Here is a 13,910-nt window from a genome sequence, read left to right on the forward strand (position 1 = left end):
AAAGATATATTGATCAATAACGGTATCGTTATTCTGATCCTGTTGATGGTTCTCTTTGTTGGTGTAACAAAACAGAACTTCTTCAGCAGCAGCAACTTTAGCAACATTTCCATCAACGTAGCATGTCGTTTCATCATCGCAGTCGGCGTATCCGGCTGTCTGATTACGAAAGGTACCGACCTTTCTGCAGGTCGTCTGGTTGGACTTTCTGCCTGCCTGGCAGGTACTCTGCTCCAGAAGAGTGATTACAGCGGACATTTTGAGCTGACCAAGGGATTTGGTGAGCAGAACGTATGGCTGATTCTCCTTATCTGTATCGCTATCAGCTGTGTATTTGGTCTTATCAATGGTATCGTAGTTGCTTACCTGAACGTACCGGCCTTCATCGGCACCCTGGGTATGCAGATGATCGTTTACGGTATCAACCTGGTTTATACCAAATCTGTACCGTTAGGCGGTTATCGTCAGGATTACACCATTATCGCAAATGGTAACTTCTTTGGGATTCCGTACCTGTTCATCATTGCATTTGTCATCGGCGCGATCATGTGGTTCGTATTTAACTACACCCGCATGGTAAATATATGTATGCAATCGGCGGCAACGAGGCAGCAGCAGAGGTTGCTGGTGTAAATGTTAAGAAAACCAAGATCATTATCTATGTAACAGCTACTGCACTGTATGCCATCGCTGGTTTCCTTCTGGGAGCTAAGTCTGGTGGTGCCGGTGTAAATACCGGTAACGGTTACGAGCTGGAGGCTATTGCAGCTTGTACCATCGGTGGTGTATCTGTAAACGGTGGTATCGGACGTATCTCCGGTGTTATCATCGGTGTACTCGTATTCGAGTTCTTAAAGACCTGTCTGCAGTTCCTTGGCATCGATCCGAACTACCAGTATATCGCACAGGGTATCGTTATCGTTGTTGCGATTGCACTGGATATCCGTAAGTACATTGCGAAGAAGTAATAAGATTAACTGTGTTCTGACGAGAATGTATGTACCATATGAAAAGTCGTCGGGAACCGTACATAAATATTGAAAACAAATCCGAAACTCCCTCTCCATGGATGCATGGCGGGGGAGTTTTTTATATAATGGGAGAATCCGTTGGAATCTCCTATTATATAAACAGCCCTGCCGGGCAGGATTTTTTCTTGTATAAATCTGAAAAGTTGTAATCGTCAGGAGGATGGTGGACGAGATGGCGTGCCAGCTCTTGCTTTGACAGTGACGGAAAAATATTTTTGGATTGCCTGAACTTATTTTTATGGATATAATAAGAGAAGAGGCTGTTTCAGAGTGAGCAGCAGAGAAAACAAGCCATATTCTGAAAGGAACAAGGATGAGCGAAAACGAAATGCTGGAAAAGAATGAGACGATAAAAGAAACAGTGAGCGAAAAACTGGAGACGGCGAAAGAAGCGGCAGAGGAGACGGCAGATAAAACTCTGGAGGAACTGGAAGCGGAGAATGAAAAGCTCCGCCGGGAGCTGGAACTCATGAAAGAAAAGACCATCAAAGAGCGCATCTATGACCATGTGCATGTCTCTGTGCGGACGATGGATATTTTTATCGGCGTGATGGTGGTACTGTTTGTGGTGGTTGTGGTGATGGGGATGCTGAATAAGTAGAAAGCAGCCGTGGTTAAAACTGTTTTGAGGATAAATGAGAGGAGGAAGAAAGATGATGTACCCATTTATGACCTTAAATGATGATACGGAAATTACCCATTCTGAAATGCGGGCAGATGGCAGGGTTAAAGTTTATATAGAAACACCCGATGAAAAAGATGGATTTCACAATGCGATATGCTATTTGCCAGATTACAAGTGGGAGAATATAAATGGTTATTCAGATATGGAAATGAGTTATTTCAAGAAACTGATTCGGGAAAATGCACACTTGATTATGGAGTTTTCACAAGAGGGAGGAATTCTGAGTGCCGCAAATTTTTAGGATTGGACCATATATTGTATATTTTTGGTCGAATGAAAATGAGCCGCTGGAACCGGTGCATGTCCATATTGCAGAGGGAAGAGCAACTTCAAATGCGACAAAAGTGTGGATAACCAGTACGGGCAAGGCATTGCTCAGCCACAATTCTTCCAAAATATCAGCCCAAATTTTGAACAGTATGATTCGGGTGATAGAGGCCAACAGTGAAGAAATTATAGAAAAATGGCTTTCTCATTTTGGAGAAATACGGTACTTTTGTTAAGACTTTTTAAGAAATATAAAAAGGACAACTAATTTTATGGAAATCGAACGCAAATATTTAATTATCCACATTCCATTTGATATAGCCGGATACCCCTTCCACCAGATCGAGCAGGCATATCTAAGCACTGCTCCGGTCGTGCGTGTCCGTCAGGAGGATGACACCTATTATCTGACCTACAAATCCAAAGGACTGATGGCGCGGGAGGAATACAATCTGCCGCTGACGAAGGAATCCTATGAGCATCTCCGCTCGAAGGCTGACGGCAGGATCTGACGAAAAAGCGTTATCTGATTCCGATGGAAGGAACGGAGTACACGATTGAGCTGGACATTTTTTTAGGTGAATATGAGGGATTGAAGCTGGCGGAGGTTGAATTTCCAAGTGAGGAAGCCGCACATGCCTTTGTGCCGCCGGAATGGTTCGGGCGCGAGGTGACGTTTACGGGCGAGTACCAGAACAGCCGTCTGGCGCTGGCGGAAAAACTGGTATTAAAAACGAAAGAATAAAAACGAAAGAACAATACAAAGGTATATTATTAATGATAAAACAAGTAATGAATTGGATCAAAACGCACCGCTACTGTCTGGCAGGACTCTATATGCTGGTGTTTCTGTCAGGATTTTTTCTGCTGGAGCTGCATGAACCATCGGATGTTCATATTATACACTGTGCGGTCGATGACCTGATACCGTTTAATGAATGGTTTGTACTGCCGTATTTTCTGTGGTACGCGTGGGTGCCGGTGTTTATGATTTATTTTATGATCAAGGATCGGGAGGCATATCTGAGACTTTGTTTTGTGATGTTTGCAGGAGCAACCTTTTGCTTATTTGTCTACCTGCTGGCACCGAACGGTTTAAATCTGCGGCAGGAGATCACATCACAGAATTTCTGCGCGCAGATTGTGAGGTTTCTGCGGAGTGTGGATCCGCCGAACAATGTCTGCCCGTCGATCCATGTATCGAGCACTGTGGCGGTGCATCTGACGATCTGCCACGCGGCAAGTGTGCGGAACAAGAAACCGATCCGTACACTTTCGTGGATTGTCACGATTCTGATTTGTCTTTCAACCATGTTCATCAAACAGCATTCGCTGGTCGATGTGCTCTGTGGCTGGATTTTGAGCCTGATTCTTGACGAGGCGGTGAATGTGTGGGTGCTAGTAAAGGCATTTTCAAAAGGAAAAGCTGGAAAAACAACGAATGCGGTTCATGAAGAATAAAAAAGTGAACGAATTGAACAGTTGCAATGATTTTCTGATATCTAAAAAGAAAAAATGATTGCTTTGTGGAAAATAAAAAAATAATATAAAAAGTGTTATAAAAACAAAGAACAGGAGGAAATAATCATGGCTGTAGTATACGCATTTTTAGCAGATGGACTGGAAGAAGTGGAATGTCTGGCGACGGCAGACGTGCTGATCCGCGCGGGTGTGAAGGTAAAACTGGTTTCGATTACGGGTAAAAAAGAGGTGAAGGGCGCACATGGATTTGGTATCCATGCAGATGCCCTGCTGCATGAGGTTGATCCGATGAAAGCGGATCTTCTGTTCCTTCCGGGCGGTATGCCGGGAACGAAAAATCTGATGGCGTGCAAACCGCTCTGCGATGCACTGGTGCATGCAGATGCTGCTGGAAAGCGCCTGGCAGCGATCTGTGCGGCTCCGAGCATTCTGGGGCAGCTGGGGCTTTTGAAGGACAAGAAGGCAACCTGCTATCCGGGCTTTGAGGATGCCCTGACCGGTGCGAAGCTGACGGGTGCGGGCGTTGTGACGGACGGCAATATCACAACGGCGCGTGGACTTGGATATGCGCTGGATCTGGGAATTGAGCTGGCATCGCTCTTAGTCGATCGCCCGGTAGCATTACAGGTCAAAGATTCAATTCAGTATGACCAGGTGTAGTTTCAACTTAGAAACACACAGAAAATGCATCAAAAATGGCATAAAACCCACCTAAAACCACTCATAAACCCGCAAAAAGTGAACGCAAAATTATATTTTCCGCTAGTATTTAGCACGCAGATATGCTATAATGCTATCTTGAAGTGTAACGCCCGGTAGAATGGCGGTTCACATATAGAAGCAAGGAGGACCCCTTAAAATGAGTTTACAGGTAGAAAAATTAGAGAAGAACATGGCAAAGCTGACCATCGAAGTTCCGGCTGAAGAGTTTGATGCAGCAATCAAAAATGCGTACAACAAGAACAAAAACAAATTCAGCATCCCGGGATTCCGTAAAGGTAAAGCACCGTTAGCTATGCTGGAGAAGATGTATGGCGCTGGCATTTTCTATGAGGATGCAGCAAACGAAGTGATCGACGCATCTTATCCGAAGGCAGCAGAGGAGAGCAAGGAAGAGATCGTTTCCACTCCGGAGATCAAAGTGACTCAGATCGAAAAAGGTAAGGCATTCATCTACGAGGCAACCGTAGCTCTGAAACCGGAAGTAACTCTGGGCGAGTACAAAGGCGTAGAAGTTAAGAAGGCAGAAGCTGTTGTGACAGACGAGGATGTAGAGAACGAGCTGACTGCAGCACGTAAGAAAAACGGCAGACTGATTGACGTAGAAGACGGCGCAATCGAGGACGGCGACAACACTATCATCGACTTCACCGGCTACATTGATGACAAGACATTTGACGGCGGCGCTGGTACAGATTATCCGCTGGTAATCGGTTCCCATTCCTTCATCGAGGGCTTTGAGGATCAGTTAATCGGCAAGAAAAAAGGCGAGACCTGTGACGTAAACGTTACTTTCCCGGCTGAGTACCATGCAGATGAGCTGGCTGGCAAACCGGCTAAGTTCGTTGTAACCATCAAAGAAGTTAAGAGAAACGAGCTTCCGGAGCTGAACGATGAGTTCGCAAGCGAAGTATCTGATTTCGATACTCTGGATGAGTACAAAGCAGACATCCGCAAGAAACTGCAGGAGAAGAAAGAGCAGGACGCTAAAGTAGAGAACGAGAACAACGTAATCGAAAAAGTAGTTGAGAACGCTCAGATGGAACTGCCGCAGCCGATGGTTGACACTCAGGCAAGAGAGATGGTAGAGAACTACGCTCGCCGTCTGCAGAGCCAGGGCTTAAACATCAACGATTACATGAAATATACCGGCATGACACCGGAGAAGCTGATGGAGCAGATGCGTCCGGAAGCAGAGAAGAGAATCAAGACCAGACTGGTTCTTGAGAAAGTAGTTGAAGTTGAGAACGTAGAAGTTTCCGATGAGAAGCTTGACGAGCAGATCAACGAGATCGCAGCATCCTATAAACTGGAAGGCGCTAAGCTGAAAGAAATGATGGGTGAGCGCGAGAAAGAGCAGATCCGTGAGGACCTGAAAGTTCAGGCAGCGATCGATTTACTGGTAGAGCAGGCAAAGCTTGCTTAATCAAACCGATAAAAGCGAATACTGAAATACGGCAGAATTCTATGGTGTCCTAAGGCATCATAGAATTTTGTATTACTGTTCACAGGCAGGCACTTTTGGAACCGAAAGTGCCGTGCGATAACATAGTGGCAGCAGATTTTGCAGATTTGTAATGCGAAGCATCAGCAAAATCCTGTTACAGTTTGCACGCGTGTGAACTGTAACAATTTTTGCCATAAACATTCATTCTCAATTATAGGAGGAAGAATCATGAGTTTAGTACCTTATGTCCTTGAATCCACCAGCCGCGGCGAGCGGACGTATGACATTTACTCCCGTTTGCTTAAAGATCGTATCATTTTCCTGGGAGAGGAAGTAAATGATGTGACAGCCAGCCTGGTTGTAGCACAGCTTCTGTTCCTGGAGGCAGAGGATCCGAATAAGGATATCAGCTTATATATCAACAGCCCGGGCGGTTCTGTTACCGCAGGTATGGCGATCTATGACACGATGAATTATATCAAATGTGATGTATCTACCATCTGTCTGGGTATGGCAGCCAGCATGGGCGCATTCCTGCTTTCCGGCGGTACCAAAGGAAAGAGATATGCACTTCCGAACGCAGAAGTGATGATTCACCAGCCATCCGGCGGCGCGAGAGGACAGGCAACCGAGATCCAGATTGTAGCGGAGAATATTCTTCGTACCAAGAAGAAATTAAATGAGATTCTGGCAGCCAATACAGGCCAGCCGTATGACGTGATCGTGCGTGATACAGAGCGTGATAATTACATGACAGCAGAGCAGGCGAAAGAGTATGGTCTGATTGATTGTGTCATTACCAACCACTAATTAGATTTCTGGATGGAATAATAGAAAGGAACAAGGTGGAAGTATGCCAGGCAGAACAGACGACAAAATACGCTGCTCATTTTGCGGCAAGACACAGGATCAGGTTAGAAAACTGATCGCTGGCACAGATAATGTATATATCTGCGATGACTGTATCGAACTCTGCTCGGAGATTCTGGAAGAGGAATTTGCCGATCAGGAAAAAGGACCGGATTTCAGCGGAATCAACCTGCTGAAGCCGAAGGAAATCAAAGAATTTCTCGATGAGTATGTCATCGGACAGGACGACGCCAAGAAGGTGCTCTCCGTAGCGGTTTATAACCATTACAAGAGAGTTATGTCCAAGTCCACGCAGGATGTAGAGCTTCAGAAGAGCAACATCCTGATGCTCGGACCGACCGGTTCCGGTAAGACATACCTGGCGCAGACGCTGGCGAAGATCTTAAATGTACCGTTTGCCATCGCGGATGCGACCACTCTGACCGAGGCTGGATATGTCGGCGAGGATGTAGAGAACATTCTCTTGAAGATCATCCAGGCGGCTGATTACGACGTCAGCAAGGCAGAGTACGGCATCATTTATATTGATGAGATTGATAAAATTACGAAGAAGTCTGAAAATGTATCTATCACCCGCGATGTATCGGGCGAGGGTGTACAGCAGGCGCTTTTAAAGATTCTGGAAGGAACCATTGCCAGTGTTCCGCCGCAGGGCGGCAGAAAGCATCCGCAGCAGGAACTGATTCAGATCGATACGACCAACATCCTGTTCATCTGCGGCGGTGCATTTGACGGTCTGGAGAAGATCATCGACAGCCGTTTAGGTGCCGGTTCCATCGGATTTAACTCCGATATTGTGGATCGCAAGCATCAGGATATCGATGAGCTTCTGAAACAGGTAATGCCGCAGGATCTGACGAAGTTTGGTCTGATTCCGGAGTTTATCGGTCGTGTGCCAATCACGGTATCGCTCCAGACGCTCAATGAGGAGGCGCTGGTCCGCATTTTAAGAGAGCCGAAGAATGCCCTGATCAAGCAGTATCAGGCGCTTCTCGATCTGGACGGCGTGAAGCTGGAGTTCACGGATGATGCGCTGATGGCGATCGCCCACATGGCAGTCGAGAGAAAGACGGGAGCCAGAGGACTTCGTTCTATCATGGAGTCCCTGATGATGGATACCATGTATGAGATTCCGTCCGATTCCACGATCGGCATCTGCACGATTACCAAAGACGTAGTCGAGGGAAAGAGTGCGCCGGAGCTGGTATATCGCGACAATACGGTGCCCCGCAAGTCTTTTACAGGACGTTCTAAGAAAGACAGAACCGGCGAGATTGCGTAAATGTAAAGGAAAATAAATGCAGCAGCTTGAGAATGGCGGCTGTTAATGGGGTCTGTGAGATGGCGAACTGCCATAGGCAGACCCCTGTTTTTCTTTTCACAGGAAATAACGATACATTTGATTAAGAAAGATAAAGGTGTTATGGAAGATAAGAAACTGACAATGCCGATGATCGCGCTGCGCGGACTGACCGTGCTGCCGCAGATGACGGTAAATTTCGATATCATCCGGGATAAATCCATCGCGGCGGTGGAGCAGGCGATGGTGGGCGATCAGCGAGTATTTCTGGCGACGCAGAAGCAGCCGGATGAGGTGATCCCGGATATTGACGGGATTTTTCAGGTAGGAACGATTGGCTACGTGAAACAGCTTGTCAAGATGCCGGGCGGCATGGTGCGCGTCACGGTGGAAGGGCAGGAGAGAGCCGAGCTTCTGGAGATGGAGAAGGGCGAGGCATGCTGCACTGCGATCGTGGAGATTCTGGATCCGGTCGAGGACGATCTGGACACGATTCAGAAAGAGGCGATGCTCCGGATTCTGAAAGAAAAGCTGGAAGAATACGGAAAATTAAATGTGGCAGCGGGACGTGAAGTATTAAGTCCGTTGATCGCACAGCCAGATCTGACCGAATTAATGAACCAGATATCAGCCCAGTTCCCGTGGAACTATGAAGCGCGCCAGTCGGTACTGGAATGCCGGACGCTGACGGAGATGTATGAGACAGAGCTGCAGCTTCTGCTGACGGAATTAGAGGTTTACCGCGTGAAACGCGAGTTTCAGACGAAGGTAAAGGCGGCGCTGGATAAAAATCAGCGTGATTATATTCTGCGGGAGCAGCTGCGTGTGATCCGGGAGGAGCTGGGAGAGGAAAATCCGGTTTCTGATGCGGATGAGATGAAGGAACAGTTGAAGAAGATCAAAGCCAGCGTGGAAGTAAAGGAGCGGATCCGCAAGGAGATCAACCGTTTCCAGAATATGCCGGCTGGCAGCCAGGATGCGAATGTGATCCGGACATATCTGGAAACGGTGCTGGAACTGCCGTGGAACAAAATGACGAAGGATAACGCGAGCCTGAAGCATGCGGAAGAGATTCTGGAAGCCGACCATTATGGTCTGGAAAAGGTCAAAGAGCGCGTGCTGGAATACCTGGCAGTCCGCATCCTGACGAAGAAGGGCACCAGCCCGATCCTTTGCCTGGTGGGACCGCCTGGAACCGGTAAAACTTCGATCGCCCGCTCGATTGCGAAGGCGATGGGACGCAAATATGTCCGCATCAGCCTGGGCGGCGTGCGCGACGAGGCGGAGATCCGCGGTCACAGAAAGACCTACGTCGGCGCGATGCCGGGACGCATCGTGGAAGGGCTCAAGCAGGCAGGGGTTGCCAATCCGCTGATGCTGCTGGATGAGATCGACAAAGTCAGCAGCGATTATAAGGGAGATACATCCTCGGCGCTCTTAGAGGTGCTGGACAGCGAGCAGAATGTGAAATTCCGCGACCATTATGTGGAGATCCCGATTGACCTGTCGGAGGTATTATTTATCGCGACGGCGAATACAACGCAGACGATCCCTGGACCGCTGCTGGACCGTATGGAGCTGATTGAAGTCAATAGTTACACGGAAAATGAAAAATATCACATTGCAAAAGACTATCTGATTCCGAAACAGCTGGAGAAGAATGGCCTTTCGAAGGAACAGTTAAATATCACGGGTTCGGCGCTGGAGAAAATGATTCACAGCTACACCAGGGAAGCTGGAGTCAGGAATCTGGAGCGCCGGGTTGGCGATATCTGCCGAAAGGCAGCCAGAGAGGTGCTGGAGAAGAAGAAACCGTCGATCCGCGTGACAGAGCGGAATCTGGATCATTATCTGGGACGCGAGAAAGTCTTCTTCGATGCAGCCGGAAATGAGGCACAGGTCGGTATCGTGCGCGGTCTGGCGTGGACGAGCGTCGGCGGCGATACACTGCAGATCGAGGTCAATGTCATGCCGGGCAAAGGCGTGCTGCAGATGACGGGTCAGATGGGCGATGTCATGAAGGAGTCGGCGCAGATTGCACTGACCTATGTGCGTTCGGTTGCATCTGATTACGGCGTGAAGGAGAACTATTTCGAGAAACACGATATTCACCTGCATATCCCGGAGGGCGCGGTGCCGAAGGATGGTCCGTCGGCCGGAATCACGATGGCAACGGCGATGCTGTCGGCGGTGACAGGACGGAAGGTACTGCCGCGTGTGGCGATGACCGGCGAGGTAACGCTGCGCGGTCATGTGCTGATGATCGGCGGTCTGAAAGAAAAACTGCTCGCAGCCCGCATGGCGCAGGTGGAAAAGGTACTGGTACCGGCGAAAAATCAGCCGGATGTCGAGGAACTTTCGAAGGAAATCACGAAAGGAATGGAGATCGTATACATCAAGGAGATGAACGAAGTCATCCGAGAGGCATTTGTACCGGAGAAATAGCGGTTTAGTAGGAGAAAAAATATGATTATAAAAGATGTAAATCTGGAAACCGTCTGCGGTATCACCAGTAAGCTGCCGGCAAATACACAGCCGGAATTCGCGTTTGCAGGCAAATCAAACGTCGGCAAATCGTCCCTGATCAATGCGCTGATGAACCGCCGATCCTATGCGAGAACATCCTCGCAGCCGGGCAAGACCCAGACGATCAATTTTTACCATATCAACGACGCGTTTTACTACGTCGATCTGCCAGGGTACGGCTACGCGCGCGCGAGCGTCGAGGTCAAGGCAAAGTGGGGCAAGATGATTGAAAATTATCTGCACAAATCGCAGATGCTTCGCTGCGTCTTCCTGCTGATTGATATCCGTCATGAGCCATCTTCAAACGACAAACTCATGTACGACTGGATCGTTTCCCAGGCTTCCAGCCGATCCTGATTGCGACCAAGGCTGACAAGATCAAGCGCAGCCAGCTCCAGAAACAGTTAAAGATTCTCAGAACAGGTCTGGGAGTCGGCACCGAAGTGATGATGATTCCGTTCTCCGCCGAGACAAAACAGGGCAGAGAAGAGATCTGGAACTATCTGGAGACGGAGATCTGGAGGGTGGAACATCCGGGGGAATAGATGCCGGTGGGTAATTGTTCACAGGTAGGAATTTTCTGAACTGAAAATTCCGTATGATACAGTTCCGGCAGCAGATTTTGCCGATTTGGAATGCGTAGCATCGGCAAAATCCCGTTGCTGAGCACACATGTGTGAACAGTAACGCCGGTGGAGAGTGCGGACGGCGAGAAATAGAATAGAGTTTTAGAAAAATTCGAAAAATAAACGTATAAACTGCGGTATCTGACCGGATATCAGGCGGCGCCTATCCTTGCGGGCGATGTCAAATATCTGGGCTGGGTGGCGCAGTTTTTTGTTTCACAGGAAATTGCGTCCTATGAAACAAAAAAAGCGTTAGGTTTTTTTGAGAGAATAAAATATATATTTCTGGAAAATATAAAAATTGAGGTAACTGTTCAGTAGGTCTGCGCATTTACTGCGCTGACCGTACGAAAACATGGGTCAGCAGGCAAAAATTCCATTGCCGTAGGCAATTTTTAATGAATTTTTGCGCGTGACTGTGAAGGTACTGAACAGTTACGAATTGAGGAAAAAAATAAGGATATTTTGACATGAAAAATGGCAGGATGGAATTTAAGCTTTATAATGGTGCGGGTTGTGATTGAGTTGTGAGATAGAAGGGAGCAGCCATGTTTGAAAATCGGACGGATCTGGCGTTGGAGGAGAGAGAAAGTTTTGAGGGGGATGGGGGCGAAATCGGCGGTGTGGCGCTGCGGGAATGGCGCTGTCATGGCAGTTCGATCCGGATGACGGAAGTCTCGATTTTGAACGAAAAAGGTGCGGAATCAATGGGAAAGCCGATGGGAACCTACCTGACGATGGAAGATCCGGGGCTGTCGGAGACAGAGGACGCATACTGTGAGGCGGCTGCCGGGGAGTTAGGACGGCAGCTGGCGTCCCTGATCCGGAAAAACTGTGCTTCAACCATGGCCGGACTTTCGATTCTGGTAGCGGGACTGGGAAACCGGCAGGTGACGCCGGATTCGCTGGGACCGCGCGTGGTGGATGGGCTTTCGATGAACCGCCATCTGCGGACGGAGCCAGGCAGAAGAAATGGCACATACCTCTATACGGCTGAGAAAGCGGGGCGGACGGTGCATCCGGTTCTCAGCGGTATCCATCCAGGGGTGATGGCACAGACAGGGATGGAGACGGCAGAAATTGTCCGCGGCGTCGTGCGGGAGAGCCGCCCGGATCTGGTGATCGCGGTCGACGCGCTGGCGGCGCGAAACGTCCACCGTCTGGCAAGCACCATTCAGCTGACGGATACAGGAATTCATCCGGGTTCCGGCGTCGGCAACCACCGCCGGGGAATGACGCGGGAAAATCTCGGCGTGCCGGTAATCGCGATCGGCGTTCCGACGGTTGTGGGCGCGGCGGCGATCGTTCACGGGACGGTCAATGCGTTAGTGCGGACACTAACCGCCTCAAAAGAGGGCAGCCGGTACGGTGAATACATCCGGGAACTGGATTCGGACAGCCAATATGAGCTGATCCGGGAACTTCTGGAACCTGAATTTGGAGCGATGTTTGTGACCCCGCAGGACATGGACGAGCGTATCTGCAAGCTGAGCGCAGCAATCGCCGAGGGGATCCGGCGGGCAGTGGAACGGCTGGAGGAAGAAAGATAACACTGAAAAAAATGCCAGATTGAAAAACAGAACTAAACAGGAAACTACACTTTGCTAACCGCATAGGATAGAACAGGAAAGAAGGGAGATGAATGCGGTGCGGTGGTGGCAGAGGGCAGCCGGGCTCCTGATGGTTCTGTTTTTGCTGACAGTCGGCTGGAAGATGCGTGCATTCATCTGGACAGCTGTGCAGAATGCGGTGGTAAGGTCCTGGTACCCGGTCTGGGGGACTAATTTGCGGGATATACCAGATTCGGAGGAGGGGAAAAGGCATAGACTTGCCGGGTGGAAGAAACAGACGCAGGGAGAAGCCGATCCGTCCTATTATAAATATCTGGAAGAACAGGAAGTCCGGCAGGAGTATATGGATTTCCTGGCACAGTTTTCCGGGAGTAGGCTGGTGGATGGAACTTTACTTGGAAAATGGAACGGGCTTGTTCATGAAAGTGGGAGACAGGGCGGCGGAGAGACGGACGAAGAGAGGCTGTATAGTGCTGGAAAGAATGGAGAAAAGACAGAGAGGGCAAATACTGCCGCACTGGTGGACAGCCCGCGTCTGCGGAAAAAGCTGGAAGATTATGATTATCTGATCCAGCATTTTTTTACAATCCACCCGACGGCGTCGATTGACCGGAGCCTGATGAACGCAGAGACATTTTTGTCGATGGATCTGACAATCAGGAAGGACGAGGCGGACGGACCACAGATCTTGATTTATCATACCCATTCGCAGGAAAATTATAGAGATTATACGGGAAGCGACGGAAAGGGCGCGGTGGTGTCTCTGGGGGAAGAGCTGGCAAAACGGCTGCGGACGAAAGGATATCAGGTCTGGCACGATACAACTGCCTATGATATGAAGTCGGGGCATCTAGACCGGAGCCGTGCCTATACATATGCCTGCGAGGGTGTCACGAACCTTTTGCAGAAATACCCGTCGATTCAGGTGATTTTAGATGTGCACCGGGACGGTGTCAGCGAGCAGACGCATCTAGTCACGCAGATAGAAGGGAAACCAACGGCACAGATCATGTTTTTCAACGGTACCAGCGAGACGCCGGACGGACCGATCGAGTATCTGGCAAATCCCTGCCGGAAGGAAAATCTGGCGTTCAGTTTTCAGATGAAGTGGAATGCCGATCAGATATATCCTGGGTTTACGCGGACAATTTATTTAAAGGGGCTTCGTTACAATCTACATCTACGCCCGCGCTCGGCGTTGATCGAGGTCGGGGCACAGACGAATACATATGAAGAGGCGGTCAATGCGATGGATCCGCTGGCGCAGCTTCTGGATCAGGTGCTGACAGGTTGCTGTTGACGGGCTAATGTCAAGGCTTTTTCTATTTCAGGACTTGCGGCGTACCTGAAAAAATGGTATATTCATTTAGATCAGGTGTTATTTA

Annotated in this window: 11 protein-coding genes and 3 pseudogenes; all 14 read left to right on the top strand. The window is 49.0% G+C overall.

Going from position 1 to position 13,910, the window contains the following annotated elements:
- The first annotated feature begins 45 nt into the window (after nucleotides 1-45).
- The 14 genes and pseudogenes from DWX91_RS05870 to spoIIP all read left to right on the top strand — a co-directional run bounded on the left by DWX91_RS05870 (nucleotide 46) and on the right by spoIIP (nucleotide 13,825).
- A pseudogene (locus tag DWX91_RS05870) lies at nucleotides 46-968 on the top strand (beta-methylgalactoside transporter).
- Nucleotides 969-1,344: 376 nt separating this feature from the next.
- Entirely contained in the window at nucleotides 1,345-1,632 is a 288-nt protein-coding gene (locus tag DWX91_RS05875) for a hypothetical protein (protein ID WP_227589388.1), read from the top strand.
- A gap of 52 nt (nucleotides 1,633-1,684) precedes the next feature.
- Nucleotides 1,685-1,957, top strand: a complete 273-nt coding sequence (locus DWX91_RS05880) for a hypothetical protein (RefSeq protein ID WP_107001611.1) — start codon at nucleotides 1,685-1,687, stop codon at nucleotides 1,955-1,957.
- Complete coding sequence (locus DWX91_RS05885; RefSeq protein WP_107001610.1) at nucleotides 1,941-2,219, top strand: DUF4160 domain-containing protein; 279 nt, start codon at nucleotides 1,941-1,943, stop codon at nucleotides 2,217-2,219. Before DWX91_RS05880 ends, DWX91_RS05885 begins: the two co-directional genes overlap by 17 nt.
- Nucleotides 2,220-2,255: 36 nt before the next feature.
- Nucleotides 2,256-2,728: pseudogene (locus tag DWX91_RS05890) on the top strand (CYTH domain-containing protein).
- A 47-nt stretch (nucleotides 2,729-2,775) separates the two neighbouring features.
- Nucleotides 2,776-3,444, top strand: a complete 669-nt coding sequence (locus DWX91_RS05895; RefSeq protein ID WP_182431303.1) for a phosphatase PAP2 family protein — start codon at nucleotides 2,776-2,778, stop codon at nucleotides 3,442-3,444.
- Between the two features lie 126 nt (nucleotides 3,445-3,570).
- A complete protein-coding gene (locus tag DWX91_RS05900; RefSeq protein WP_118472446.1) occupies nucleotides 3,571-4,125 on the top strand; it encodes a DJ-1 family glyoxalase III in 555 nt (184 codons plus the stop codon).
- A gap of 199 nt (nucleotides 4,126-4,324) precedes the next feature.
- Nucleotides 4,325-5,611 (top strand): trigger factor, encoded by a 1,287-nt coding sequence (gene tig, locus DWX91_RS05905; RefSeq protein WP_022359227.1) that lies wholly within the window; start codon nucleotides 4,325-4,327, stop codon nucleotides 5,609-5,611.
- A 249-nt stretch (nucleotides 5,612-5,860) separates the two neighbouring features.
- Nucleotides 5,861-6,442 (top strand): ATP-dependent Clp endopeptidase proteolytic subunit ClpP, encoded by a 582-nt coding sequence (gene clpP, locus DWX91_RS05910; RefSeq protein ID WP_022359226.1) that lies wholly within the window; start codon nucleotides 5,861-5,863, stop codon nucleotides 6,440-6,442.
- A gap of 43 nt (nucleotides 6,443-6,485) precedes the next feature.
- The gene (gene clpX / locus DWX91_RS05915; RefSeq protein ID WP_117795072.1) at nucleotides 6,486-7,784 is read left to right on the top strand and encodes an ATP-dependent Clp protease ATP-binding subunit ClpX; all 1,299 of its coding nucleotides are present in this window, start codon (nucleotides 6,486-6,488) and stop codon (nucleotides 7,782-7,784) included.
- Between the two features lie 141 nt (nucleotides 7,785-7,925).
- Nucleotides 7,926-10,247: an endopeptidase La gene (lon, locus tag DWX91_RS05920; RefSeq protein ID WP_118472498.1), complete on the top strand. Its 2,322-nt coding sequence runs from the start codon at nucleotides 7,926-7,928 to the stop codon at nucleotides 10,245-10,247.
- 21 nt (nucleotides 10,248-10,268) lie between these two features.
- Nucleotides 10,269-10,873, top strand: a pseudogene (gene yihA / locus DWX91_RS05925) (ribosome biogenesis GTP-binding protein YihA/YsxC).
- A gap of 629 nt (nucleotides 10,874-11,502) precedes the next feature.
- Complete coding sequence (gene gpr, locus DWX91_RS05930) at nucleotides 11,503-12,504, top strand: GPR endopeptidase (protein WP_118472448.1); 1,002 nt, start codon at nucleotides 11,503-11,505, stop codon at nucleotides 12,502-12,504.
- An 88-nt stretch (nucleotides 12,505-12,592) separates the two neighbouring features.
- Nucleotides 12,593-13,825, top strand: coding sequence for a stage II sporulation protein P (gene spoIIP / locus DWX91_RS05935; RefSeq protein ID WP_118472449.1), 1,233 nt, complete (start codon nucleotides 12,593-12,595; stop codon nucleotides 13,823-13,825).
- Nucleotides 13,826-13,910 lie beyond the last annotated feature (85 nt).

Origin of the sequence: Clostridium sp. AF22-10 (assembly GCF_003478725.1) — a bacterium.
In the GTDB taxonomy this organism is placed as follows: domain Bacteria; phylum Bacillota; class Clostridia; order Lachnospirales; family Lachnospiraceae; genus Otoolea; species Otoolea fessa.